Genomic DNA, 25299 nt, shown 5'->3' with positions numbered 1-25299 from the left:
GGCTACAGAGCCAACAAGCAGAGCTTTCCGAGTCGCGGTCGCGCCATAAAAAAAGCCCGGTTTAAAAAACCGGGCTTTTTTACCGTCTGCCAGCAGAGGCATTATACCTTGCGGAAGATCAGTGAACCGTTGGTGCCGCCGAAGCCGAAGGAGTTACACAGCGTGAACTGCATATCACTCACCTGGCGAGCCTCATGCGGAACAAAGTCCAAATCACAACCTTCATCCGGATTATCCAGGTTGATGGTTGGCGGAACTGCCTGGTCACGCAATGCCAAAACGGTGAAGATCGACTCAATCGCGCCTGCGGCACCCAACAGGTGGCCGGTCATCGATTTGGTCGAGCTGACCATCACGCGCTGTGCATCGCTGCCAAATACCGACTTCACCGCCTGCGTTTCGGCTTTGTCACCGGCCGGCGTTGAAGTCCCGTGCGCATTGATATAACCAATTTGTGACGTAGTCACACCGGCATCAAGCAATGCATTTTCCATCGCCAGCGCCGCACCCGCACCATTCTCAGGGGGAGACGTCATGTGATAAGCATCGCTGCTCATCCCAAAGCCGACAACTTCAGCATAAATCTTGGCACCGCGTTTTTTGGCATGTTCGTACTCTTCCAGCACCATCATACCGGCACCGTCACCCAGAACAAAACCGTCACGGTCTTTGTCCCATGGGCGGCTGGCCGCTTGAGGATCTTCGTTACGGGTCGACAACGCGCGTGCTGCGCCGAAGCCACCGACACCCAACGGAGTACTGGCTTTCTCTGCCCCACCGGCCAACATGACGTCGGCATCATTGTAAGCAATGATACGCGCGGCATGGCCAATGTTATGCACACCTGAAGTACAGGCGGTGGCGATCGAAATACTCGGGCCACGCATGCCGTACATGATGGTCAGATGGCCTGCAATCATGTTTACGATGGTTGACGGCACAAAGAACGGACTGATTTTCCGTGGGCCACCGTTAACCAGTGAACTGTGGTTCTCTTCAATCAAACCCAGGCCGCCGATGCCAGAGCCGATAGCGGCACCAATGCGGCTGGCGTTAGCCTCGGTGATATCCAATTGTGCATCCTGCATGGCTTGCATGCCGGCAGCGATACCGTATTGAATAAAGGCGTCCATCTTGCGCGCATCTTTGCGTGAGATGAAATCCTCTGAATTAAAATTCTTTACCAGGCCAGCAAACTTGGTCGCATAGGCTGTGGTATCGAAATGGTCGATCAGGCTGATGCCACTCTGACCGGCAAGAAGAGCTGTCCATGTGGACTCTACCGTATTGCCGACAGGAGACAACATGCCCAGTCCGGTCACAACTACTCGACGCTTAGACACGTTTGTCCTCCAAGGAGGGAAAATATGACACTAGGGATAGAAAAAACTTAGGCGGTCGAGTGACCGCCTAGATATGTTCTCTTACTGCTGGCTGGCGTTGATGAAATCAATAGCTGCCTGAACAGTAGTGATTTTCTCAGCTTCTTCGTCTGGAATCTCTGTGTCGAACTCTTCTTCCAGAGCCATTACCAGCTCAACGGTGTCAAGAGAATCAGCACCCAGATCTTCAACGAAAGAAGCGTTATTTAAAACTTCTTCCTGTTTAACACCCAATTGCTCAACAATGATTTTCTTAACGCGTTCTTCGATAGTGCTCATACTCTTAAATTTCCTATCAAAACTCGCTTTCGCGATGGTTTTCGTAGTGTATAAAATGTTGAAAAAGATGCAACTAAATCCCGGCTGGTCAAACCACGATTTTACGCTATTCTGCGGTTTTTACCCCAAATAACGCAAATAGTTTTCGCATTTTTTAAATCATGTACATGCCGCCATTGACATGTAACGTTTCACCGGTGATGTAGCCAGCCTCATCAGAGGCTAAAAATGCAACAGCGCTGGCGATTTCTTTAGCATCCCCCAGCCGATTGGCTGGAACTGATGACAAAATGCCTGCACGCTGATCATCTGTCAACGCCCGAGTCATGTCCGTCTCAATAAAGCCAGGTGCCACGACGTTGACCGTAATGCCACGCGAAGCAACTTCGCGTGCCAAAGACTTACTAAAACCAATCAGACCGGCTTTAGCCGCCGCGTAATTAGCCTGCCCTGCATTCCCCATGGTACCAACTACGGAACCGATGGTGATGATACGGCCAAACCGCTTTTTCATCATAGCTCGCATTACCGCTTTTGACAGACGGAATACGGAAGTCAGATTGGTGTTCAGGATATCCTGCCACTCGTCGTCCTTCATACGCATCAGGAGGTTATCACGCGTAATACCGGCATTATTCACTAAAATGTCGATTTCGCCAAATTCAGCACGAATAGATGCCAGAACGCTGTCGATAGATTGAGCATCGACCACATTCAACGCGAACCCTTTGCCGTTTGCACCCAGGTAGCTGCTGATAGCCTCAGCGCCGCTTTCACTGGTGGCGGTGCCGATGACTTTGGCGCCACGTGCCACAAACGTTTCTGCAATAGCCCGGCCAATACCCCGGCTGGCACCGGTGACCAGAACAACTTTACCTTCGAAGCTCATTGTTTTCCTCTTTATTGTTCAAGCGCCGCTGTCAGGCTGGGCGCGTCATTAACCGCCCCCGCCGTCAGGGTGTCAACAATACGTTTAGTCAGACCGGTCAGAACTTTGCCCGGACCAACCTCTAGCAGCAAGGTAACGCCCTGTGCCGCCATAAACTCTACGCTTTCGGTCCAACGTACCGGGCTGTACAACTGGCGCACCAGAGCACTGCGGATCGCTTCTGGATCGGTTTCGGTACGCACGTCTACGTTATTTACCACTGAGACCTGCGGTGCGTTGAAGGTAATCTCCTGCAACGCCACAGCCAGCTTGTCTGCAGCCGGTTTCATCAGTGCGCAGTGCGAAGGCACGCTCACCGGCAACGGCAACGCACGCTTGGCGCCAGCGGCTTTACAGGCCGCACCTGCACGTTCAACCGCTTCTTTGTTACCGGCGATCACCACCTGGCCCGGTGAGTTAAAGTTCACCGGTGAAACAACCTGCCCTTGGGCAGACTCTTCACAAGCCTTGGCAATGGCTGCGTTGTCCAGGCCGATAATGGCGGACATCGCGCCAGTGCCTTCCGGCACCGCTTCCTGCATCAGTTTGCCGCGCAGCTCAACCAGACGAATAGCCGCCTGGAAATCCAGCACGCCCGCACACACCAATGCCGAGTATTCACCCAAGCTATGGCCAGCCATGATGGCCGGCGTTTTGCCGCCCTGCTGCTGCCAGACGCGGAAAATCGCTACGGAAGCGGCCAGCAATGCCGGCTGCGTCTGCCAGGTTTTGTTCAGTTCTTCCGCCGGCCCTTGCTGCACCAGCTGCCACAGGTCGTAACCCAGGACGGAAGAGGCTTCGCTGAAGGTCGCTTCAACGATCGGATATTGAGCGGCCAAATCGGCCAGCATGCCCAGAGTCTGTGACCCTTGGCCTGGAAAAACAAAAGCAAATTGCGTCATTTTTTCTTCCTGTTATATCAGAAACGAACCAGCGCCGAGCCCCAGGTAAAGCCGCCGCCAAAGGCTTCCAGCAGCACCAGTTGGCCGCGTTGAATTCGCCCATCACGCACCGCTTCGTCTAGCGCTGCAGGGACCGAGGCGGCAGAGGTGTTACCGTGACGATCGAGCGTCACTACCACTTTATCCAGCCCCATACCCAATTTTTTCGCCGTCGCGCTGATAATGCGCAAATTGGCCTGGTGCGGCACCAGCCAGTCCAGCGCGCTGCGATCCAGATTATTGGCCTGCAGCGTTTCATCAACGATGTGAGCCAGTTCGGTAACCGCAACCTTGAAGACTTCATTACCCGCCATGGTGACATAGGCCGGCTTGTCCTGATCCTGACGATCCTTGAACGGCAAGGTCAACAAACCGCCGTAGCTGCCGTCGGCGTGCAGATGGGTCGACAAAATGCCCGGCTCTTCAGAAGCCCCCAACAGCACCGCGCCTGCGCCATCACCAAACAGAATGATAGTGCCGCGATCTTCCGGATCCAGCGTGCGTGACAACACGTCTGCGCCGATCACCAGAGCATGCTTCACCGCGCCGTTTTTAACATACTGATCGGCGACGCTCAACGCATAGGTGAAACCGGCACAGGCCGCAGCCAGATCGAATGCCGCGCAGTCTTTAATGCCCAGCATCTGCTGCACCTGGCAGGCAGAACTTGGGAATGCGTGGCTCGAGGTGGTGGTCGCCACAACGATCAGCCCGATGTCTTCTTTAGCCACACCTGCCATTTCCAGCGCTTTTTCAGCAGCATGGAAGCCCATCGTCGCGACTGTTTCATCAGCGGCGGCAATACGGCGTTCACGGATACCCGTACGTGAGACGATCCATTCGTCAGAGGTATCCACCATTTTTTCAAGGTCAGCGTTGGTGCGCACTTGTACGGGTAAATAACTCCCCGTACCGAGAATCTTTGTATACATGTACGATCAGTCACTCTTAGGTAATACAGCTTCAAGGCGCGCAGCAATCCTGTCAGGGACTTGCCGCTGCACCGCCTGCACAGCCTGTTCGATTGCCACTGCAAACGCGTGTGGGTTTGCAGCGCCGTGGCTCTTGATTACGGTGCTGCGCAATCCTAACAGACATGCGCCATTATACTGGTCGGGGTTCAGGTGGCCGAACCGCTTTACCACCCGTTTTTGCAACCAACGGCCCAACAATTTTAACCACCACGCCTGCTTGCCACCGTCTCCGGATGATTTCAGCAGCGATAAAAATACTCTTACCACCCCTTCCATGGTCTTCAGGGTGACGTTACCCACAAAACCGTCGCAGACCAACACATCGGTTTTACCGGTGAGAAGATCGTTGCCTTCCAGGTAACCAATATAGTTGATTGCCGGAGTATTTTTTAGCACGGCGGCCGCTTCGCGGATATTATCCAGGCCTTTGGTTTCTTCTTCACCAATATTCAGCAGCGCCACGCGAGGTTGCGCAATCCCCACCACCTCTTCGGCCATCACCGCTCCCATCACCGCGAACTGCACCAGCATGGTACTGTCGCATTCGACGTTGGCGCCCAGATCCAGCACCACGGTTTTACCCCCCAGCTGATGAGGGATCACCGTCATCAGCGCCGGCCGTTCAATACCGTCCAGCGGCTTGAGCAGCATTTTCGCCAAGCCCATCAACGCACCAGTATTCCCTGCGCTGACACAACCTTGCGCATCGCCGTTTTTAGTCAGTTCCAGCGCAATGCGCATGGAAGAACCGCGGCTGGCGCGTATCGCTTGTGAGGGTTTGGCGTCGCCGGCAATCACAGATTCAGCGGGCACAACTTGCAAACGTTCCAGAAGAACCGGATCGGCTTTGGCAAGTAAGGGAGAGAGGGTGTCGGGATTGCCGACCAGCAGAAGATGAAGCTGTAAATTAGAGGCCAGTGCCTGCAATGAAGCAGGCACTGTGACGCAGGGACCGAAGTCCCCGCCCATTGCATCTAACGCCAGGGTTAGACGAGTCAAGGTATCGCTACTTAGCCGATAACCTTGCGACCGCGGTAGAAACCGTCGGCAGTGATATGGTGACGCAGGTGAGTCTCGCCAGATGCTTTATCAACAGACAAAGTGGCGGTGGTCAGAGCATCGTGTGAACGACGCATGCCACGCTTGGAACGGGTTGGTTTATTTTGTTGTACGGCCATGGACCTTACTCCTTGATTACTTACGCTTTAAACTGGCTAATACGGCAAATGGATTTGGTTTCTCCGCCTCTTCAGGCAGTTTGCCAAACACCATATCCGCTTCGGACACTTCACAGTGTTCAGATTCATGTACCGGGACGACAGGCAGTGAAAGAATAATTTCGTCTTCAATCATTGCCAGCAGATCGACTTCGCCAAACTCATCGACTTCGATCGGCTCATACGCTCCCGGTAATGCCTCAGCCTGCTCATCATTGACGACCGGGCTAAAACAATATGTTGTGTGAACATGATGTTCAAACGGGACTCCACAGCGTTGGCACATCAGCATTACCTGGACGTCCGCATGCCCTGTTATCACCGCGAGGCGCTGGTTATCAATATCAAAGGATAACGAGACCTCAACATCACTGTCCACACTGACCACAGAGGCGGCGACACGAGTAACCTGCTCAGGCGCATAGGAACCAACATAATCCAGGCGTTTCTGAGCGGTACGTACCGCATCAATGGTCAAGGGTAATTTTACCTTTTGCATAGGGCGCGCATATTAACTTTGTAACGACTTAGAGTCAAAGAAAAAGGCCGTAAAACGGCACCTTTCACCAATATTCGCTTCCTCAGCGGCGGACAGTTTAAAATGCCTACTCTATTTACGCTACGGTTTAAGAAAAAAATTATGCAAAGACTCCTGCTTGCCTCCACTTCGCCCTACCGCAAGATGCTGTTGGAAAAACTGCATCTGCCTTTTATCTGTGATGCTCCCCAGGTCGATGAAACCCCACTGGCTGGGGAAAGCGCCGAAGCGCTGGTGCTGCGATTGGCAACGGCAAAGGCCCAGGCATTGGCCGCCGCCTACCCCGACCACCTGATTATCGGCTCCGATCAGGTCTGCGTGATCGACGATAAAATCACCGGGAAACCACACACCGAAGAAAATGCCCACGCGCAATTACGCCAGGCCAGCGGCCAAAGGGTCACCTTTTATACCGGCCTTGCGTTATACAACAGCCATAGCAAACACCTGCAAGTGCTTTGCGAACCCTTTCACGTGCACTTCCGTGCGCTGAGTGACGCTGAAATCGCCGCCTATATCCGCCTTGAGCAGCCACTCAACTGCGCGGGCAGCTTTAAAAGCGAAGGTTTGGGCATCGCGCTGTTCGAAAAACTGGAGGGGCGGGATCCGAATGCGTTGATCGGCCTGCCGTTGATCGCGCTACTGGAGATGCTGCGGGCTGAAGGCATCAACCCGCTGGCATAAAATACGGTTTACTGCGGTTTGGACTGCTTGCGCAATACCTGCAGGCAGTGGCGCAACTCTGCGTCCATCGGTGCTTCGATACGCATGGTTTCGCCGGTGCCCGGATGTTCGAACCGCAACGCCGCTGCGTGCAGGAACAAACGTTTGAGCCCGGTCCCCGCCAATTGGCGATCGAACTCACGATCGCCATAACGATCGTCAAAGGCTATTGGATGGCCGGCGTGCAGTGCGTGAACGCGGATTTGGTGAGTACGCCCGGTGATCGGGCTGGCCTTGACCAGCGTCGCATGCTCAAAACGTTCTTCCACCTTGAAGCGGGTTTCCGATGGCTTGCCTTCGCTGCTGACACGCACGATCCGTTCACCGCTCTGCAGAATGTTTTTCAGCAACGGTGCCTGCACCGCTTTGCAATGCGACTGCCACTCACCGCGCACCAGTGCCAAATAATCCTTCTGCATCCCTTTCAAGCGCAGTTGCTCATGCAAGGAGCGCAGCGCAGAACGTTTTTTCGCCACCAGCAGCACGCCCGAGGTATCGCGGTCCAAACGGTGAACCAACTCCAGGAAGCGGGCTTCCGGGCGCAACGCGCGCAAAGCTTCGATGACACCGAAGCTCAGGCCGCTACCGCCATGCACCGCAGTGCCGGAGGGTTTATTCAGCAATAGCAGGTGATCGTCTTCATACAAAATGCAATTGGCCAGCGCGGCCACTTTATCGAGTTTGGCCGAGACAGGTGCTTCCTCACGCTCAGCAACACGCACTGGCGGCACACGCACCACATCACCAGGGGCCAGCTTGTATTCCGCCTTGATGCGTCCTTTATTAACGCGCACCTCGCCCTTGCGCACTATGCGATAAATCATGCTCTTCGGCACGCCTTTTAAGCGGGCAAGTAGAAAATTGTCGATTCGCTGACCGGCTTCGTCATCAGAAATCGTGATTAGTTGTACTGCAGGAATGTTCGTTTTCATGGGGCAGGATTCTAAATAGAGCGCGTAAATAGCGCCACTTCTTTTTATGTGCTTAACTGTCTCTCTGACTGCAGGCGAAATCCCAGCGGACAATAAGGCAGCAAGCCGGTTTGAACGTTTGCGATTTCTTCCGCAGTTAAGGAAAAGTCACCTTGCTATAACAGTATCAGCAGTGGAATAATGCGTTTACTTTCCACGTTGATTCTCGTTAAACAGGGAAAACTGTGGAATTATAAATTTGTCTGATGGCACAAAAACGCAGCAATGGCGTAAGACGTAATGTGAAATCAAACAATTAGCGGGCTGCGGGTTGCAGCTTGGCCGGCAAACGGAATCAGATCTGTCGACGTAAATCAGAGGCTATTCCCCTAGTAAAAGTGCTGTTTTTCACAAAGAAATACAGGCTTACCGAGATAATGCGCCCCTATGCAGGCGACAACCGTGAGGTTGACGGCTTTGCGAGAAGACACGGGGTTTTCGGTTTTAATCCGGCCATGAGGTTATTTTGCCCGCAGCTTTGTCGATAATGTAAAAATAACGAGTAAGTTAAGATGAAAAGAATGTTGATTAACGCAACTCAGCAGGAAGAGTTGCGTGTTGCTTTGGTAGATGGGCAGCGGCTGTATGATTTGGATATTGAAAGTCCGGGTCATGAACAGAAAAAAGCGAATATTTACAAAGGCAAAATCACTCGTATAGAACCAAGTCTTGAAGCAGCGTTCGTTGATTACGGCGCCGAACGACATGGTTTCCTCCCTCTTAAAGAAATCTCTCGCGAATATTTCCCAAGTAACTACTCCTCTCATGGTCGCCCAAACATCAAAGATGTGCTGCGCGAAGGCCAGGAAGTGATCGTTCAGGTTGATAAAGAAGAACGTGGTAACAAAGGCGCAGCCTTGACCACTTTCATCAGCCTGGCCGGCAGTTATCTGGTGTTGATGCCGAACAACCCACGCGCCGGTGGTATTTCACGCCGCATTGAGGGTGACGACCGCACCGAACTGAAAGAAGCGCTTTCTTCCCTGCAACTGCCAGATGGCATGGGTCTGATTGTTCGCACCGCGGGCGTGGGCAAATCTGCCGATGCGCTGCAGTGGGATCTGTCATTCCGCCTGAAGCACTGGGAAGCGATTAAAAAAGCCGCTGAAGGCCGCGCTGCACCATTCCTGATCCATCAGGAAAGCAACGTTATCGTGCGTGCATTCCGCGACTATCTGCGCCCGGACATCGGCGAAATCCTGATCGACAACCCAAAAGTTCTTGATCTGGCCAAAGAGCACATCGCTGCCCTGGGCCGTCCGGATTTCAGCAGCAAGATCAAACTGTACAGCGGCGAAATCCCGCTGTTCAGCCACTATCAAATCGAATCCCAAATTGAATCCGCTTTCCAGCGTGAAGTTCGCCTGCCTTCCGGCGGTTCGATCGTTATCGACTCCACCGAAGCGCTGACCGCTATCGATATCAACTCCGCGCGAGCAACCCGTGGCGGCGATATTGAAGAGACCGCGTTCAACACCAACCTGGAAGCGGCGGACGAGATTGCTCGCCAGCTGCGCCTGCGTGACCTTGGCGGCCTGATCGTTATCGACTTTATCGATATGACCCCAGTTCGTCATCAACGAGAAGTAGAAAACCGTCTGCGTGACGCGGTTCGTCAGGACCGTGCACGTATCCAAATCGGTCGCATTTCCCGTTTCGGCCTGCTTGAGATGTCACGTCAGCGCCTCAGCCCATCACTGGGTGAATCCAGCCATCACGTCTGCCCGCGCTGTAACGGCACCGGCACCATCCGTGATAACGAATCGCTGGCACTTTCCATTCTTCGTCTGATCGAAGAAGAAGCGCTGAAAGAAAATACCAAAGAAGTTCACGCCATCGTGCCAGTACAGGTCGCATCTTACCTGCTGAACGAAAAGCGTGAATCGGTGAGCGCGATCGAAAAGCGTCAGGGTGGCGTGAAAGCGATCATCGTGCCGAACGATCAGATGCAAACCCCGCACTACTCTGTACTGCGCGTGCGTAAGGGTGAAGAAACACCAACCCTGAGCTACCTGTTGCCGAAACTGCACGAAGAAGAGATGGCCCAGCCGCTAGAAGATGCACCGATGGAGCGCAAGCGTCCGGAACAACCGGCACTGGCTTCATTCTCTCTGGCTGCAGACGCCCCACCACCTGCAGAAGAACCTGTTGTGGCTCAAGCTACCGTCGCCGCAGCTGCAACCAGACAATCCGCGCCAGCCACTGCCAAGCAGGGCCTGTTGGGCCGTCTGTTCGGTGGTCTGAAAGCACTGTTTGCCGGTGAAGAACAACCGGTTGTCGAAGCCAAGCCTGTAGTTGAGGCGCCGAAGCCTGAAGGCAACGGTGAAAACCGCCGTCAGGATCGTCGTGGTCAACGTCGTCAGGGCACCGGTCGTAAAGATCGTGGTGAGCGCGGAGAACGAGGCGATCGTCCAGAGCGTGGAGAGCGTAAAGAGCGCGGTGAAGGTCGTGATAATCGTGAGCCGCGTGAACCTCGTGACAACCGCGAAGGCCGTGAAACACGTGAAGTACGTGATGAACAGCGTCGTAACCGCCGTAATGCGCCACAAGCCAATGCTGCCGTTACCGAAGAGCCGCTGTCTGAAGAAGCCGTCAAGGCACAGCGCGAAGAGCAGCAACAACGCCGCGACCAACGTGCCGATCGCCAGCGTCGTCGTCAGGAAGAGAAACGTCAGGCTCAGCAGGAAGTCGCCGCGCTGGAAAGCGTAGAAACCGCAACCTCTGCCAACGCCAGCGTTGACGAAGATCTCGAAGAACGTCAGATGCAGAACATGCAGCGCCGTCAGCGTCGTCCTCTGTCGCAGAAAGTTCGCGTGCTGTCTGCGGAAGAAGAACTGCATCGTGCAGCGGAAGAACTGCTGGCGCCAAAAGCACCGGTAGTGAAAGCCCAGGACGTGAAGCCCGCCCAGGTTGAAGACAGTGTTAAACTGCTGCCGGAAACCCTTGAGGCACCGGCCGAAGATGATGCACAGGAAAACCGCGCTAATGGCGAAAACGGCATGCCACGCCGTTCACGTCGTTCTCCGCGCCACCTGCGTGTTAGCGGTCAACGCCGTCGTCGTTACCGTGATGAACGTTACCCTACCCAGTCCCCAATGCCGCTGGCAGGTGCTTTCGCCTCTCCAGAAATGGCTTCCGGCAAGGTATGGGTGAGTTACCCTGTCACTCAAGCAGCGCAAGTGATTGAAGAAGCAGGCGTTCAGACTGAAGCTGTTGAGATCGCCGCCGACAACGTCATGGCACAAGAAGCCGTCAGCGTAGCCGCTCCGGTTATTGCCCAAGCCGTTACGCCGGTGATCGAACCAGAAGTTGTAACCCCGGCAGAAGAACCAGCCCAACCGGTTGTTAAAGCCGCTGAGCAGGCAATCACTGCCCACGCAGAAGAAACCCCACCAGCCCCGGTCGCTGAAGCGCCTGCAGTAGTAGAAGAAACTGCGGTGGTAGAAGCTGCACCGGTGGTAGAAGAAACCGCGGCGGCTGAACCTGCCCCAGTGGTTGAAGAAACGCCAGTCGTTCCAGCAGCAACCGTTGCGGAAGAAACTGTCGCTGAACCAGCCCCGGTGTTCGTTGAGCCCGTCGTTGAAGTCGCACCAGTGGTCGTTGAAGCCGCACCAGTGCAGGAAGTTGCTGCCGCGGTAGTGGTCGAACAAAAAGCGCCGGTTGTGCAACAGCAACCAGCGCCAGTGCAAGATGTACTGTATAAACACATCGCCACTGCCCCAATGACCAAGGCTCCTGCGCCGGACTATGTACCGGAACAGCAGCAGCAAAGCGATTGGCAGCGCCCTTCCTTCAACTTCGAAGGCAAAGGTTCTGCGGGTGGTCATGCGGCGGCAAACCAGGCCACCGCACCGGCAACCAAACCGCAGCCGGTTAACGATTAAGTTAATCTGCTCCGATAAAAAAACCCGTCACTTGGCGGGTTTTTTATTGCCGAAAAATCGACTCAGGCTATTTTCTTCAACTGTTTGATATCCAGTAAATCCAGCTTGCCCTCTAACTGGCCGACGAAATGCTTGAAATGATCGGTGGCATTGTGTTTTTCCAGTGCCTCAGCGCTTGCCCAACGCTCAAAAAATACGAAGGTACCCGGCTTTTCCAGATCACGGTGCAGATCATATTGCAGGTTACCCAGTTCCTGGCGGCTTGGATCGATAATCGCATGCACTACGTCGCTGACGGCGGACACAAACTCAGGTTTAGCTTGTAAGGTGGCAATGACACGTACTTCCATTTTTCTCTCCCATTCCACATGATTAACGTTGATAACCTGATAGTTATGACGCAGGTATCATTCAAATCCCTGTCACTATGCCCCCGATAGCCAATTGATTTCAACTTGCCGTGAACAAACAGATGCATCGCAAACGCTTTACGCTTATCCTTACACCCCGGCGTGAATAACCCCCATTATTCGCTTTTACATAGACCCGTTTCTAACCGCCGGAGCCTTGCAACATGACCGCACAACCTCAAGCCCTAAAAATTCGCCGCCCTGACGACTGGCACATCCATCTGCGCGATGACGACATGCTGAAAACGGTATTACCCTATACCAGTCAGGTCTTTGGCCGGGCGATTGTGATGCCGAACCTGGCTCCGCCAATTACTACCGTCGCCGCGGCTTGCGCTTATCGTGACCGTATTTTGGCAGCGGTCCCTCAGGGGCATAATTTCACCCCGCTGATGACCTGTTACCTGACCAATTCACTGGATGCAGTCGAGCTGGTCAACGGGTTTGAGCAAGGCGTGTTCACCGCCGCCAAGCTGTACCCGGCCAATGCCACTACCAATTCCAGCCACGGCGTCAGCAATGTGAAAGGCATTTACCCGCTGTTCGAGCAAATGCAGAAAATCGGCATGCCACTGTTGATTCACGGTGAAGTGACCGATGCCGCCGTTGATATTTTCGATCGCGAGGCTCGCTTTATTGAGCAGGTTATGGAGCCGATCCGTCAGCAGTTCCCTGAACTGAAAATCGTCTTCGAGCACATCACCACCAAAGAAGCGGCTCAATACGTGCAGGAAGGCAATCGTTTCCTTGGCGCTACCATCACCCCGCAGCACCTGATGTTTAACCGCAATCACATGTTGGTTGGCGGCATCCGTCCGCATCTGTTCTGCCTGCCAATCCTGAAACGTAATATTCACCAGGACGCACTGCGCAAAGCCGTTGCCAGCGGTTCGGATCGCTTCTTCCTCGGCACCGACTCCGCACCGCATGCCAAACATCGCAAGGAATCAAGCTGCGGCTGTGCCGGCGTATTTAACGCTCCCAACGCGATCCCAGCTTACGCCAGCGTGTTCGAGCAACTCGGTGCTCTGGAGCATCTGGAAGCCTTCTGCTCGTTGAATGGCCCACGTTTTTATGACCTGCCGATCAATACCGATTTCATCGAGCTGCAACGCGTAGCGACGACCCAGCCGGAAGAGATCGCCATGGGCAGTGAAACGGTCATTCCATTCCTGGCCGGAGAGAGTCTGAGCTGGTCGGTAAAAGCATAATTATCTTTTTTTAATCCAGCCTCTTGCCCCCGTGCAAGGTTGACTGTATAAATATCCAGTAAATCACTTCGGGGGCAATTATGCGTGTTGAAGTCACTATAGATAAAACCAAGCCGCTACCGTCAGGGGCCATCGAAGCCCTGACCGGTGAGTTGAGCAAGCGGGTAAACCGCCTGTTTCCAGACACTGTGGTTCAGGTCCGTTATGCCGGGTCAAATGGGCTGTCTGTACTGGGTGGCCTGAAAACAGATAAAGATCTGATCGCGGACATTCTCCAGGAAACCTGGGAAAGTGCCGACGATTGGTTTAGCGCAGAATAATACTGCAATGTAGTTTTTGCCGGAGGTCGCTCTCCGGCTTTTTTGTATTTGAAACCCGTTTAATTTTCCGCTGGAAGAAAAGTCTTATCTGGTCTGTACTGAATACTTTAACAGGAGGTATTCAAGATGGCCCCGGACAAGGTAAAAACCGAAGAAGCGATGACCTTTGGCGAACTGCTGGCGCTGATTGCCGACCAAAAACGGCGTTTGAGCGTGCTGGAAGTGGCATTTTCCTATCTGGCTTTTGGTCTGGATGACAAAGCCAATCAATTGCTAATTCACAGTTTGAAGCTTGAATCGCAAAATCAAAATCGTGATGCCGAAACCCAGCAACACTTTGCCCATCTGGCCCTCGAGCTGGAAAAACGATTGCACAGTGTTCCACTCCCCCCTGATGTTGAATGAACGTGATGTCTCCGTTCTCATGTCTTTGCGTACCGACGTGTAGAATAATCACTCAAATAAATAATTATTTTGCAAAAGAAAGCAGGAAAGTCTCCACCATGGTAGCCAGATGAGTATACTGTAATTGCTCACATGATGATGAGCCGCATTGATCCTCGTTAGTCACTCACGGTAGTCAGTACTCAATAAGGGGTCTTTATGGACAGAAATGATGAAGTAATTCAGACACACCCGCTTGTTGGTTGGGATATCAGTACTGTCGACGCTTATGACGCCATGATGATACGCCTTCATTACCTGTCTTCACGAGATCAGACACCCGAAGATGCCCAAGTAGACAGAACGCTTTGGCTAACCACAGATGTCGCACGTCAATTAATCAATATCTTAGAAGCCGGCATCGCCAAGATTGAAGCAACGGATTACCAGGACCTTGATCGTAAAAAGCACTAATTCACTGTACCAAAATGCCTAAGGCGCCAGCGATTATCTCTGGCGCCTTTTTCTTTGTCTGCGAGCGGCACAACGGGTGCATTGCGGCTTCCAACCTTTTATCATAACGAAATAAGAAACCTATACCCTATAGCTTTCAAGTTGCAGCTAGGCGGCCAGCTCGCTCATCCCCAGGCGCTTACTCAAGTAAGTAACTGGGGTAAGCGAGTACAGATAACAACGCTGCCACTTGAAAGATGACGGGTATATAACAGAGAGGGTATGGCACGTGGAATATGACTTAATTGTTGTGGGCAGCGGTTCGGTAGGCTCGGCGGCAGGTTACTATGCGACACGAGCCGGCCTGAAAGTATTAATGATCGACAGCGCCATGCCCCCACACCGTAATGGTAGCCACCACGGCGATACCCGCATCATCCGCCATGCTTACGGTGAAGGCGAAAAGTATGTGCCGCTGATCCTGCGCGCCCAGGCCTTATGGAACGCACTGATTAAACAAACTGGCGAAGAACTGTTCCAGGACTGCGGCGTTCTGAACATGGGGCCACAGGATTCTGAATTTATCAACAACGCCCAACACAGTGCACAAAAATTCCGTCTCAATACGCAAAAGCTTAGCGCTGAAAAGATTAACCAGCGCTGGCCGGAATTCAATGCACCGGAAGGTTACGTGGGGATATTTGAGCCTGACGCCGGGTTCCTGCGCTCGGAACAGGCCGTTGCCAGCTTCATCAAGCTGGCTAAAGATGCCGGCTGTGGCCAGTTGTTTAATTGCCCGGTTAGCGCAGTCCAGCCAATTGACGGCGGTGTGGAAGTGATCACCCCCGAAGGCCGCTTTCAGGGGCGTAAAGCCGTGGTCACCGCCGGGACCTGGGTAAAAGCCTTGCTGCCACAGTTGCCGATAGCGCCACTGCGCAAGGTTTTTTCCTGGCATCAGGCGGATGGGCGTTACAGCGTCAACAACCGTTTCCCTGCTTTTACCGTCGAAGCGCAGGACGGCAACCACTATTACGGCTTTCCTGCCGATAATGACGGCTTGAAAGTAGGTAAACACGATGGTGGCCAACCAATGGAGACACCGGAGCAGCGCAAGCCTTTTGGCAGTTTCACCGCGGATGGAACTGAGGTTTTCCATTTTCTGCGCCAATTTTTACCGGGTGTAGGGGTATGTTTACACGGTGAAGCATGTAGTTATGATATGAGTCCTGATGAAGATTTCATTATCGATACCCTGCCAGAATGCGATCGCTTAATGGTCATCAGCGGCCTGAGCGGCCATGGTTTCAAGTTTGCCAGCGTGTTAGGTGAGATCGCCGCGCTGTTTGCTGAAGATAAAACCCCACCGGTGGATATCACTCCTTTCTCACTGAAACGCTTTATTTAACCCCTTCTTGCTTACTTAATCGCAGCCGCAAACTCGCGCTGGCTGCGGTTTAGCCTTTTAGTTACATACCGAAATCATCATAGCAATCTGAAATCTATCGTAAAAAATATTTCAACGGAAATTTCTGGCGTAAGTATCCGGATTTCCGAATTGATCCCCCGTGGTGTAAGTTCTATTTTACAGCTGATATGCCCCTGCTAATTGTTCGAACAACAAGGACGTCACCATGAAACTGCTTGTCGTGGACGAATGCTGCTTCACTCGGGTCGGGATCGATAACTATTTTACGGACAATGTTTTCGCCCAGATAAAATGTTGCCACAGCCTTGAACAGGCGACTCCCCTGCTGGAGCACTACCGGCCTAGTCATATCCTGGTCAACCTGACCAAACAGTGCCGCCATAGTGAAGATGATGCCCAGCTGCAGGCTTTTATTGAAGCCACCCAATCGGCATTGCTGTTTATTTACCTGGACACCCCCTATCCCTATAGCGAAGCGCCAATGCGTATCGCCGACCATGCTTTCCTGTTCAATAAAGCCACGTTGCCGGTGACATTACGTATGATGCGTGAAAAACCGGTGTCACTGATGGATTGCAGTGTTGAACATTCGCTGTTCAGCCCGCAGGAACTGACGGTAATGAAGCACTGGATGGCGGAAATGCCCAATTACCGCATAGCAAAAAAGCTGCAAATCAGCTCGCACACCGTCTATGTTCACAAACGCCATATCACAGAGAAAATCAACGCCCGCAACCGGCTGGAATTTTATTCGCTGTATAACGTGCTGCGTTACTTCTACCCGACAAGCGTTCCTGCCAGCCCGATGTCATTGTCCCTACTGGCGGTATGATCAGGTTAGGCTGATTTTAGCGGTGAAATTGGCCTATCTACACGCTTTGCTCTATCGGCAGTATTAACGCGGACCGCAAAAATCTATACTCTGCCAGTCCCTATCTTTTGGCTGCTGAGAATGCTAAACAAAATACTGTCGGCGATCGTCAACAACGTACGCGAGCATCTGGTGCTGTATATCTGCCTGTGGCTGGTATTGTTAGCGCTGGACGTCTATTTCTTCTTTATGCCTTAACTCATGCCGCCCACTTTATCCCGCTTGTGCTTTAACCGTTTTGCCTTCCCGGAACAATTCCCTGGCCGTGAAGGCCTGGTGGCGTGACAAGTCAGGGGAAGGTATTCTTTACTCCGGAGTAATCGGTTTGCCCGGTTGGCCATCACCGAGAATCACCGCCAATTTATGCCCACCTTCTGTGGTCTCCAGCGCGATACGGGTAATAATGGTCAGCGGCACCGACAGCAACATCCCTACCGGCCCCATCAACCAACCCCAGAAGATCAATGACAGGAACACCACCAGCGTTGACAGCCCCAGCCCGCGTCCCATCACACGCGGCTCCAGCATATTACCAATCACCAAATTGATGGTGATAAAGCCTGTGGCCACGACCAGAGCATCGCCAAATCCGTTAAACAACAGAGCCTGAATCAGCGGAGGAACAGCGGCGATCACCGAGCCAATATTAGGAATATAATTCAGCAGGAACGCCAGCAGCCCCCAGATAAAGGCAAAACGCACGTCAACAACCGCAAGGAAGGCCCATACGATAATCCCGGTCGCCAGACTGATCGCCGTTTTGATCAGCAGATAACGGGTAACGCCATCCAGCGCGCGCTGAATATTGGCCATACCTTCACTTGGCTTATCCAACGCCTGCTGCAATTTGTAAGGCAATAGCTGCACTTCAAACAGCATAAATACCACGGTCATCAGCAACAAGAAGATATTGGTCATCGCGCCTGAAAACCGGCTCAACAGGCGAGTGATCAGATTCATCGCCGCGCTGGGGTCGACGTACTGCAGCATCGCCTCGGTGGAAATGGTAATTTTGAAACGGTCGGCGTAGTGCTGCAGTTCGCTCAATTTTTCCAGCATCAAGCCGCGATACTGCGGCAATGAGCGAGCAAATTCGTTTAAAGATGCCCCCAGTACACCGACAAACAGCATCAGCAATACCACCACAACCACCACCAGCAAGCTCACACCCAGCACTCGGGGTATCCGCCAGCGCTCGAGCTGTGCCACCAGCGGATTGAGCACCATCGCGAGGAACAGTGCCAATAGGAAGGGCACCACAACTTCCACTGCCGCTTTCACGCCGGCAAGAATAATCACTAACATCGCCAGCATAATTGCCAGACGCAGGCTGCGATCGCTCAACAGGGTTCGGCCCATACATTTCCTTTGCGTTAATAGCGCAGGCCCCAAGGGCCATCAGATGAGTGTTATGTTAGCAAACTCTCCCCTTACGCCGCAGAGGTATTACTCCGCGCATTAAAATCCTCGTTTTGCCAAATCCTGGCTGGAAATAATCAACAATCTTGACTAGGGTTTATTTGTTAAAAAAATTCACGACACTTACGTAACATGACAAAAGCTGACAATAATGTATAAATCCTTTTGTTTTCAATTCATAGCAAAAAAAAACACGTTCACACAGTAAGCACTTCAACGATTTCACTGATTGATTTAACGCTATCTCAGCCAAATTCACTGATTAATATTATTAAGAAGTAACATAGTTAAATTTATTATTGATTTTATGTTTCTTAAAGTTTAATTATTGCAACCGGATAATGAGGATAGTAAGGAAACAGGATGCTGTGGAAAAATACCGCCAATCGTTTTGGTCATATTTCAGTGCTGATTCACTGGCTGGTTGCACTGACGGTGTACGGCATGTTTGCCCTGGGCCTCTGGATGGTCACACTGGGGTATTACGATGTCTGGTACCACCAGGCACCGGAGATTCATAAAAGCATCGGGACACTGCTGTTTATCGTCATGGTGGTTCGGGTCATTTGGCGTTTCGTTTCACCGCCGCCCAAACCTTTGGCCAGCTACAGTCGTTTTACTCGCGTCAGCGCGATCCTCGCCCATCTGGCGTTATATGTCGTGCTGTTCAGCATTCTAATCAGCGGCTATCTGATCTCTACCGCTGACGGTCAACCGATCAGCGTTTTTGGCTGGTTCGATATACCCGCTACCGTCACCGGTATGGCGGAACAGGCCGATACGGCCGGTTCCGTTCACCTTTACCTGGCCTGGATTGTTGTTGTGCTTTCCGTACTGCACGGTCTGGCTGCGCTTAAACATCACTTTGTTGATCGTGATGTTACTTTGAAACGGATGCTGGGTAACAGCGCCGATTAACCTTTGGATTTATGGAGATTGCTATGTTGAAGAAAACCCTACTAGGCCTGACCGCAGGCGCAATGCTGCTGAGCGCCGGTTCCGTGCTGGCTGCCGACTACAAGATTGACAAACAGGGGCAGCACGCCTTTATCGAGTTCCGCATCCAGCACCTGGGTTACAGCTGGCTGTACGGCACCTTCAAGGATTTTGACGGCGGCTTCACCTTCGACGAAAAAGATCCGTCCAAGGACAAGGTTAACGTCACGATCAACACCGCCAGTGTCGACACCAACCACGCCGAGCGGGACAAACACCTGCGCAGCGCCGAGTTCCTGAATGTGGAAAAGAACAAACAGGCCAAGTTTGAATCTACCGAAGTGAAAAAGAACGGCGAAGGTTATGCGGTAATCGGTAATCTGACGCTGAATGGCGTGACCAAGCCGGTCACGCTGGACGCTAAGCTGATCGGCCAGGGTAATGACCCGTGGGGTGGCTACCGTGCCGGATTTGAAGCCAACGGTAAAATCAAGTTGAAAGACTTTGGCATCACCACCGATCTTGGCCCGGCATCGCAGGACGTGGAACTGATTATTTCTGTGGAAGGCGTTCGCGCGAAGTAATTCCCGCGAAGAAATAATAAAGCGCGGCAAGGCTGCCGCGCTTATCAACGACTCAGTTTGACGAGTCTTCCGGTGCCGGAATGTGCATCGTGGTCTGCAATAACCCTTTCGACTTATTGAAAATCTTGATGCCGTTTTCACGGCCGGCTCGGCGCGCGCGTTGTTCTTCACGCGGCAGCTTCAGCTCTTCGCGGCAGATCTCACTGCAGCAACCTTCAAATTTGGCCGCACAGCTCGGGCACTGAATAAACAACAGGTGACAACCGTCATTCAGACAGTTGGTGTGAGTATCGCAAGGCGCACCGCACTGATGACAATTGGCGATCACATGGTCAGAAATTCGTTCACCCATACGCTCGTCAAACACAAAGTTTTTGCCGACAAACTTCAGCGGCAACCCCTGCTCTTTTGCCTTACGCGCATACTCGATAATACCGCCTTCCACGTGATAGACGTTCTTGAAGCCGTTATGCAACATATAGGCACTGGCTTTTTCACAGCGGATCCCGCCGGTGCAGTACATGACAATATTTTTGTCTTTCTTGTCCTGCAGCATCTCAACCGCCATCGGCAGTTGCTCACGGAAGGTGTCTGATGGCACTTCGATGGCGTTTTCAAAGTGGCCGACTTCATATTCGTAATGGTTACGCATATCGACAAACAGTGTATCCGGATCGTCAATCATCTGATTAACGCGATCGGCTTGCAGATACTCACCGACATTCGCCGGGTTGAAGCTATCGTCATCGAGGCCGTCGGCAACGATGCGTTCACGCACTTTCAGGCGCAGCGCCCAGAAGGATTTTCCATCATCTTCCAGGGCGATATTCAGCCGAACCTGATCCAGCGCCGCATGTGAGGCAAAGAGTGCGGCTTTGAACGCCTCGAATTTATTCTGCGGCACGCTGATTTGCGCGTTGATGCCCTCTTTCGCCACATAAATGCGGCCGAACACCTTCAGCTTGTCGAACTGAACGTACAGGCTGTCGCGAAACGCTTTGGGATCTTCGATGGTGAAGTATTTATAAAAAGAAACTGTGGTACGCGGCTCGGTTTCCGCCAACATGCGCGCCTTCAGTTCCTCATTAGAAATTCGGTTATGTAACACTGGCATGGTGTACTTTCCTGTCTTTCGGGAGGTGACTTATTTACACGCGCGCCGACCGCCGGCCCACGCGCGGCGCACATAATACCCGATGATGTTAAGCGCTGGCAACTTGACGCTGCTCACAAATCCCGATACTCCTAACAGGAGTTCCCCTCTATTTATCACGGTTCAGGAGGACGTCATGAGTCAGCTATTTACCCCCATTACACTGGGAAAATTGAGTTTACCCAATCGTATTATTATTGCACCTATGTGCCAATATTCCGCCGACCACGGCAAAGCCACCGAATTGCATACCCTGCATCTTGGGCATCTTTCCTTGTCCGGTGCCGGTCTGCTGATTGTCGAAGCCGCCTCGGTCGGCCCCGAAGGGCGCATTACGCCCAGCGCTCTCGGGCTGTGGGACGAAACAACCGAACAGGCGCTGGACGAGGTCGTGAAGGCGGTCAAAAAACACGCCACCATGCCACTGGGTATCCAAAGCGCTCGGCGTGCGTATTCCGGCCAGGCCGATATGGTGGCGCTGGCACGCGGCATCCTTTATAACCCTCGTTGGCCGTGGCACGCCGCGGCGAAACTGGGTGAGAAAGTCAGCGCACCACCGCAATATTGGCGCTCTGAACCGCACGTATTGAAAGGCTTGTTTAAAAACGGCTAAAGTTACCGGGGCAGATGTTCAGCGCCCGCCCCGGCATTCGGTAAAACCGGAAATCACCGTTCCCGCAGCCAGGGCGATACCCGCCACCAGCAGCAACGGATTAAACTGCAGATGCGCCCCCAGACTGCCCAGCAGTGCTCCACTAACCAACAATCCCGCACTCAACCATGTAGCCAACATAAGATCTCCCTAACAAATTGCGCGAGATAATACGCTTCTGTCGAGTAAGGATTTTATCCTTTAGAGCCATTTAGCTTAATTTACCGCCAACTTATATCCGTTCATCATTAAAAATGATGTTTTAATGCGGTGCCTTTTCACGTTCTACGATAAAAATGCCACAATAGCCGGTTATAAACGGCAGAAAATAAACGTCTGGTCAAAATTCCTCCGCAGGAGAGACCATTCGAGAACTCTGTTATTATCATTAAATGACTGCTTCTAAGCTGAGAACACATGACTCAAGTTCCTTCTTTTAATCGTTCTTTACTGCATCCGCGTTACTGGCTTACCTGGATCGGCATCGGTTTGCTTTACCTATTGGTCTTGCTGCCTTATCCGATTATTTATCGCCTCGGCACCCGGCTTGGCCGTTTTTCCATGCGATTTCTCAAGCGCCGCGTGGCAATAGCCCAACGTAATCTGGTGCTGTGCTTCCCGGAGATGCCGCAAGCCGAACGCGATGCATTGGTGGTGCAAAATTTTGAATCCGTCGGTATGGGGCTGTTTGAAACCGGTATGGCGTGGTTTTGGCCAAACTGGCGTATCGAACGCTGGTTCCAGGTTAGCGGGCTGGAACATATTCAGAAGGCACGAGACAACCATCAAGGGGTTTTGCTGATCGGTCTGCATTTCCTGACGCTGGAACTGGGTGCCCGTATCTTTGGCATTCATAATCCGGGCATCGGCGTTTATCGACCGCACGACAACAAGCTGATGGACTGGCTGCAGACCTGGGGCCGCATGCGTTCCAACAAATCGATGCTGGACCGTAAGGACGTAAAAGGCATGATCCGCGCGTTAAAGCAGGGGGAGATCATCTGGTACGCCCCGGATCATGACTATGGCCCACGCAGCAGCGTGTTCGCCCCACTGTTCGCCGTAGATAAAGCCGCCACCACCACCGGCAGCTACATATTGGTCAGAATGGGCAAACCGGCCATTATTCCCTTTACCCCGCGCCGTCTGCCGGATGCCAAAGGGTATGAGCTGATTATGCAGCCGGCGGTGGAAAACTTCCCGCTGGATAATGAGCTCGAGGCCGCCGCCTTTATGAATAAGGTAGTGGAGAAGGAAATTCTGATGGCGCCGGATCAGTACATGTGGCTACACCGCCGCTTCAAGACCCGCCCGGAAGGTGAACCTTCACTGTATTGATCCGTTAAACCGTTAAACCGTTGAACCGCTAACCCGCCACCCGGCGGGTTTTTTATGCCGCAAACCTTGAGAATCAATAGCAACGGTGGGATGGTAAAGCCTTCGTCGTTAATTCTGGAGCCACCATGTACATCGTTAACCTGACCTACCACCGCCCGATAGAAGAGGTCGACAGCCACCTTGAAGGGCACATCGCCTGGCTAAAAAAATATTTCCAGGACGGCACCTTCATCGCCTCCGGCCGTAAGAACCCGCGCACCGGCGGTGTGATCCTGGTAAAAGGCATCGAGCGTGCACAGCTGGATATCATTGTCGGACAAGATCCTTTCAACGCCGTAGCCCACTATGAAATTACCGATGTCGCCCTCTCCACCACCGCCAGTGGTTTTGAACTGCTTGCCGGGCTTTAAATTCGCCTTTTTCCGCGCGTACAGCGCGGAATACTGCCAATATTCTATTTTTAAAACTTTATTTCATTTCCGGTATATCTCCCCCCACATCAATTGATGCCACCTATAATTAAGCGCATACTTACCAGGCTAACTTTTTTGCTTTGCCCGACTGTCTGATAATGCAAGCAAAGCCCTCTACTTTACGTAACAGGAACTTATGGCTCCGGCACCCGAACTCATCAACTGGAAACGCAACCTCTTTGTTGCCTGGCTGGGGTGTTTCCTCACCGGTGCCGCCTTCAGTCTGATCATGCCATTCCTGCCGCTTTATGTAGAAACCCTCGGCGTTACCGGCCACCAGGCACTGAACATGTGGTCTGGGCTGGTATTTAGCATTACCTTCCTGTTCTCTGCGATTGCCTCTCCATTCTGGGGCGGTTTGGCCGATCGCCGTGGGCGCAAGTTGATGCTGTTGCGATCGGCATTGGGCATGTCGATAGTGATGCTGTTGATGGGCATGGCGCAGAATATTTGGCAGTTTTTGGCGCTACGCGCAGCGCTGGGACTGCTCGGTGGTTTTATCCCCAACGCCAATGCGCTGATTGCCACACAGGTGCCGCGCAATCGTAGCGGTTGGGCCCTGGGTACCCTGTCCACCGGCGGCGTCAGTGGTGCATTGATTGGGCCGCTGATTGGCGGCCTGCTAGCCGACCAGTATGGTCTACGGCCGGTGTTCTACATTACCGCCGCTGTGCTGCTGGCCTGCTTTGTTCTGACGCTGCTGTATGTCAAAGAACAGTTCATCCCGGTGCAGAAAAAGGACATGCTGCACGCCCGTCAGGTATTCGCGGCGCTAAAAAGCCCCAAGCTGATCCTCAGCCTGTTTGTCACCACCATGATTATTCAGATTGCCACCGGCTCCATAGCGCCGATCCTGACGCTGTACGTCCGTGATTTGGCCGGTAACATTCATAATCTGGCCTTTGTCAGCGGCCTGATCGCGTCAGTGCCGGGTGTCGCCGCGCTAATAAGTGCGCCACGGCTGGGCAAACTGGGCGACAGGATCGGCCCGGAGCGCATTCTGGTGTTTATGCTGATCGTATCGGTGCTATTACTGATCCCGATGGCGTTTGTGCAAACCCCGTGGCAACTCGGCGTACTTCGCTTCCTGCTAGGCGCTGCCGATGGCGCACTGCTGCCGGCGGTACAAACCTTGCTGATCTACAACTGCACCAATCAGGTCGCCGGGCGGATCTTCAGCTATAACCAATCGTTCCGCGATATCGGCAACGTCAGTGGCCCATTAATGGGGGCCGCCGTCTCCGCCAGTTATGGCTTCCGTGCGGTATTCTGCGTCACCGCTCTGGTGGTGCTGTTCAACGCCGTTTATTCCTGGTGGTGTTTGCAACGTCGCCAGAAACGAATGAGAGAAGACACTCTGCAGGAAGAGTAATAGCCGTAATTATCACCATTTCCTTCACTAGAATGGGTCGACGACCCGTTTACCCTACTTTTAGTATTGATACCTTCTCCCCCCGCCTTGCCAACCCCCATCAGATAAATCTTAGTTCAATTTATTGTTTTTAAAAAAGTTATTAAATTTTAGCGCAATAAACCACCTGTCAATAACATTCCCCTCGAAACCAACATAAAAACCAGGAAAGGAGATGTTTGTCGACTTTTCATCTAAAAAATGGGATACAGGGACTAGACAAAACCACCATCCAGTTATCAAATGGTTAAATAATATCACGCCCAATGTAAACCATTGGCCAAGTGAAAAAAGGCCGACGCGCTTTCCACGGTTAACGGGCGCTGCGGCTGCGGTTTTGTCGGGTAATCTGCCACTGGCTGGATCACCTTCCTTAAATACACATACATACCACAGTATAAGCTGCATAAATGCGGCGCAT

At 52.7% G+C, this 25299-nt stretch carries 28 protein-coding genes; 15 read left to right on the top strand and 13 right to left on the bottom strand.

Annotated features, from left to right (window positions below; genetic code table 11):
• Window positions 1–101: 101 nt before the first annotated feature.
• From fabF to yceD, 8 genes are all read right to left on the bottom strand, one after another.
• On the bottom strand, window positions 102–1343 hold the full coding sequence (gene fabF / locus ACUTSU_RS16705) for a beta-ketoacyl-ACP synthase II (protein WP_445650835.1): 1242 nt from the start codon (window positions 1341–1343) through the stop codon (window positions 102–104).
• Window positions 1344–1424: 81 nt separating this feature from the next.
• Entirely contained in the window at window positions 1425–1661 is a 237-nt protein-coding gene (gene acpP / locus ACUTSU_RS16700) for an acyl carrier protein (protein WP_004719003.1), read from the bottom strand.
• A gap of 154 nt (window positions 1662–1815) precedes the next feature.
• Window positions 1816–2550, bottom strand: a complete 735-nt coding sequence (fabG, locus tag ACUTSU_RS16695; protein ID WP_020826338.1) for a 3-oxoacyl-ACP reductase FabG — start codon at window positions 2548–2550, stop codon at window positions 1816–1818.
• An 11-nt stretch (window positions 2551–2561) separates the two neighbouring features.
• The gene (gene fabD / locus ACUTSU_RS16690; RefSeq protein WP_445650834.1) at window positions 2562–3491 is read right to left on the bottom strand and encodes an ACP S-malonyltransferase; all 930 of its coding nucleotides are present in this window, start codon (window positions 3489–3491) and stop codon (window positions 2562–2564) included.
• Between the two features lie 17 nt (window positions 3492–3508).
• Window positions 3509–4462, bottom strand: coding sequence for a beta-ketoacyl-ACP synthase III (locus ACUTSU_RS16685; protein WP_261088858.1), 954 nt, complete (start codon window positions 4460–4462; stop codon window positions 3509–3511).
• 6 nt (window positions 4463–4468) lie between these two features.
• The gene (gene plsX / locus ACUTSU_RS16680) at window positions 4469–5503 is read right to left on the bottom strand and encodes a phosphate acyltransferase PlsX (protein WP_445650833.1); all 1035 of its coding nucleotides are present in this window, start codon (window positions 5501–5503) and stop codon (window positions 4469–4471) included.
• An 11-nt stretch (window positions 5504–5514) separates the two neighbouring features.
• Window positions 5515–5682: a 50S ribosomal protein L32 gene (rpmF, locus tag ACUTSU_RS16675; RefSeq protein WP_012006327.1), complete on the bottom strand. Its 168-nt coding sequence runs from the start codon at window positions 5680–5682 to the stop codon at window positions 5515–5517.
• Window positions 5683–5698: 16 nt separating this feature from the next.
• Window positions 5699–6220, bottom strand: coding sequence for a 23S rRNA accumulation protein YceD (gene yceD, locus ACUTSU_RS16670; RefSeq protein ID WP_012006326.1), 522 nt, complete (start codon window positions 6218–6220; stop codon window positions 5699–5701).
• A 141-nt stretch (window positions 6221–6361) separates the two neighbouring features.
• On the opposite strand from yceD, the gene ACUTSU_RS16665 reads away from it, so the two are divergent.
• Window positions 6362–6943, top strand: a complete 582-nt coding sequence (locus tag ACUTSU_RS16665; RefSeq protein WP_445650832.1) for a Maf family protein — start codon at window positions 6362–6364, stop codon at window positions 6941–6943.
• Window positions 6944–6951: 8 nt separating this feature from the next.
• Here the strand turns inward: ACUTSU_RS16665 and rluC are convergent, their stop codons facing one another.
• The gene (rluC, locus tag ACUTSU_RS16660) at window positions 6952–7914 is read right to left on the bottom strand and encodes a 23S rRNA pseudouridine(955/2504/2580) synthase RluC (protein ID WP_445650831.1); all 963 of its coding nucleotides are present in this window, start codon (window positions 7912–7914) and stop codon (window positions 6952–6954) included.
• A 551-nt stretch (window positions 7915–8465) separates the two neighbouring features.
• Here rluC and rne point away from each other — a divergent pair.
• Window positions 8466–11837: a ribonuclease E gene (gene rne, locus ACUTSU_RS16655; RefSeq protein ID WP_445654417.1), complete on the top strand. Its 3372-nt coding sequence runs from the start codon at window positions 8466–8468 to the stop codon at window positions 11835–11837.
• 62 nt (window positions 11838–11899) lie between these two features.
• Here the strand turns inward: rne and ACUTSU_RS16650 are convergent, their stop codons facing one another.
• Complete coding sequence (locus ACUTSU_RS16650; protein WP_445650829.1) at window positions 11900–12187, bottom strand: putative quinol monooxygenase; 288 nt, start codon at window positions 12185–12187, stop codon at window positions 11900–11902.
• A 224-nt stretch (window positions 12188–12411) separates the two neighbouring features.
• On the opposite strand from ACUTSU_RS16650, the gene pyrC reads away from it, so the two are divergent.
• The 7 genes from pyrC to ACUTSU_RS16615 all read left to right on the top strand — a co-directional run bounded on the left by pyrC (window position 12412) and on the right by ACUTSU_RS16615 (window position 17110).
• The gene (pyrC, locus tag ACUTSU_RS16645) at window positions 12412–13458 is read left to right on the top strand and encodes a dihydroorotase (protein ID WP_445650828.1); all 1047 of its coding nucleotides are present in this window, start codon (window positions 12412–12414) and stop codon (window positions 13456–13458) included.
• Window positions 13459–13538: 80 nt separating this feature from the next.
• Entirely contained in the window at window positions 13539–13778 is a 240-nt protein-coding gene (gene dinI, locus ACUTSU_RS16640) for a DNA damage-inducible protein I (RefSeq protein ID WP_153857159.1), read from the top strand.
• A 126-nt stretch (window positions 13779–13904) separates the two neighbouring features.
• The gene (locus ACUTSU_RS16635; protein WP_135316079.1) at window positions 13905–14183 is read left to right on the top strand and encodes a hypothetical protein; all 279 of its coding nucleotides are present in this window, start codon (window positions 13905–13907) and stop codon (window positions 14181–14183) included.
• A 198-nt stretch (window positions 14184–14381) separates the two neighbouring features.
• The gene (gene bssS / locus ACUTSU_RS16630) at window positions 14382–14636 is read left to right on the top strand and encodes a biofilm formation regulator BssS (RefSeq protein ID WP_012006318.1); all 255 of its coding nucleotides are present in this window, start codon (window positions 14382–14384) and stop codon (window positions 14634–14636) included.
• A gap of 268 nt (window positions 14637–14904) precedes the next feature.
• The gene (solA, locus tag ACUTSU_RS16625) at window positions 14905–16020 is read left to right on the top strand and encodes an N-methyl-L-tryptophan oxidase (protein WP_445654416.1); all 1116 of its coding nucleotides are present in this window, start codon (window positions 14905–14907) and stop codon (window positions 16018–16020) included.
• A gap of 226 nt (window positions 16021–16246) precedes the next feature.
• Window positions 16247–16873 (top strand): LuxR C-terminal-related transcriptional regulator, encoded by a 627-nt coding sequence (locus ACUTSU_RS16620; protein WP_445650826.1) that lies wholly within the window; start codon window positions 16247–16249, stop codon window positions 16871–16873.
• A gap of 120 nt (window positions 16874–16993) precedes the next feature.
• Window positions 16994–17110 (top strand): DUF2770 family protein, encoded by a 117-nt coding sequence (locus tag ACUTSU_RS16615; protein ID WP_012006315.1) that lies wholly within the window; start codon window positions 16994–16996, stop codon window positions 17108–17110.
• A 108-nt stretch (window positions 17111–17218) separates the two neighbouring features.
• Here ACUTSU_RS16615 and ACUTSU_RS16610 read toward each other — a convergent pair whose 3' ends face one another.
• Entirely contained in the window at window positions 17219–18271 is a 1053-nt protein-coding gene (locus tag ACUTSU_RS16610) for an AI-2E family transporter (RefSeq protein ID WP_445650825.1), read from the bottom strand.
• A 423-nt stretch (window positions 18272–18694) separates the two neighbouring features.
• Here ACUTSU_RS16610 and ACUTSU_RS16605 point away from each other — a divergent pair, with 423 nt between their 5' ends.
• Together ACUTSU_RS16605 and ACUTSU_RS16600 are read left to right on the top strand one after the other, a co-directional pair.
• Window positions 18695–19249 carry a cytochrome b gene (locus tag ACUTSU_RS16605; protein ID WP_445650824.1) on the top strand — a complete coding sequence of 185 codons (555 nt, stop codon included), beginning with the start codon at window positions 18695–18697 and terminating at the stop codon, window positions 19247–19249.
• A gap of 23 nt (window positions 19250–19272) precedes the next feature.
• Window positions 19273–19851 (top strand): YceI family protein, encoded by a 579-nt coding sequence (locus tag ACUTSU_RS16600; RefSeq protein WP_445650823.1) that lies wholly within the window; start codon window positions 19273–19275, stop codon window positions 19849–19851.
• A 52-nt stretch (window positions 19852–19903) separates the two neighbouring features.
• Here ACUTSU_RS16600 and trhO read toward each other — a convergent pair whose 3' ends face one another.
• Window positions 19904–20965, bottom strand: a complete 1062-nt coding sequence (trhO, locus tag ACUTSU_RS16595) for an oxygen-dependent tRNA uridine(34) hydroxylase TrhO (protein WP_445654415.1) — start codon at window positions 20963–20965, stop codon at window positions 19904–19906.
• A gap of 175 nt (window positions 20966–21140) precedes the next feature.
• Here trhO and ACUTSU_RS16590 point away from each other — a divergent pair, with 175 nt between their 5' ends.
• Window positions 21141–21617, top strand: a complete 477-nt coding sequence (locus tag ACUTSU_RS16590; RefSeq protein ID WP_445650821.1) for an oxidoreductase — start codon at window positions 21141–21143, stop codon at window positions 21615–21617.
• Between the two features lie 18 nt (window positions 21618–21635).
• Here ACUTSU_RS16590 and ACUTSU_RS16585 read toward each other — a convergent pair whose 3' ends face one another.
• Entirely contained in the window at window positions 21636–21797 is a 162-nt protein-coding gene (locus tag ACUTSU_RS16585) for a hypothetical protein (protein WP_017892410.1), read from the bottom strand.
• A 276-nt stretch (window positions 21798–22073) separates the two neighbouring features.
• Between ACUTSU_RS16585 and ACUTSU_RS16580 the strand changes: the two genes are divergently transcribed.
• From ACUTSU_RS16580 to mdtG, 3 genes are all read left to right on the top strand, one after another.
• On the top strand, window positions 22074–22994 hold the full coding sequence (locus ACUTSU_RS16580; protein WP_445654414.1) for a Kdo(2)-lipid IV(A) acyltransferase: 921 nt from the start codon (window positions 22074–22076) through the stop codon (window positions 22992–22994).
• 125 nt (window positions 22995–23119) lie between these two features.
• Window positions 23120–23404, top strand: a complete 285-nt coding sequence (locus tag ACUTSU_RS16575) for a YciI family protein (RefSeq protein ID WP_261088870.1) — start codon at window positions 23120–23122, stop codon at window positions 23402–23404.
• Between the two features lie 199 nt (window positions 23405–23603).
• A complete protein-coding gene (gene mdtG, locus ACUTSU_RS16570; RefSeq protein ID WP_445650819.1) occupies window positions 23604–24839 on the top strand; it encodes a multidrug efflux MFS transporter MdtG in 1236 nt (411 codons plus the stop codon).
• The last annotated feature ends 460 nt before the right edge of the window (window positions 24840–25299 follow it).

Source organism: Serratia sp. NA_13, from assembly GCF_052691735.1.
Note: the sequence above shows the minus strand (reverse complement) of the source record. Positions and strands in the feature narration are given on the sequence as shown.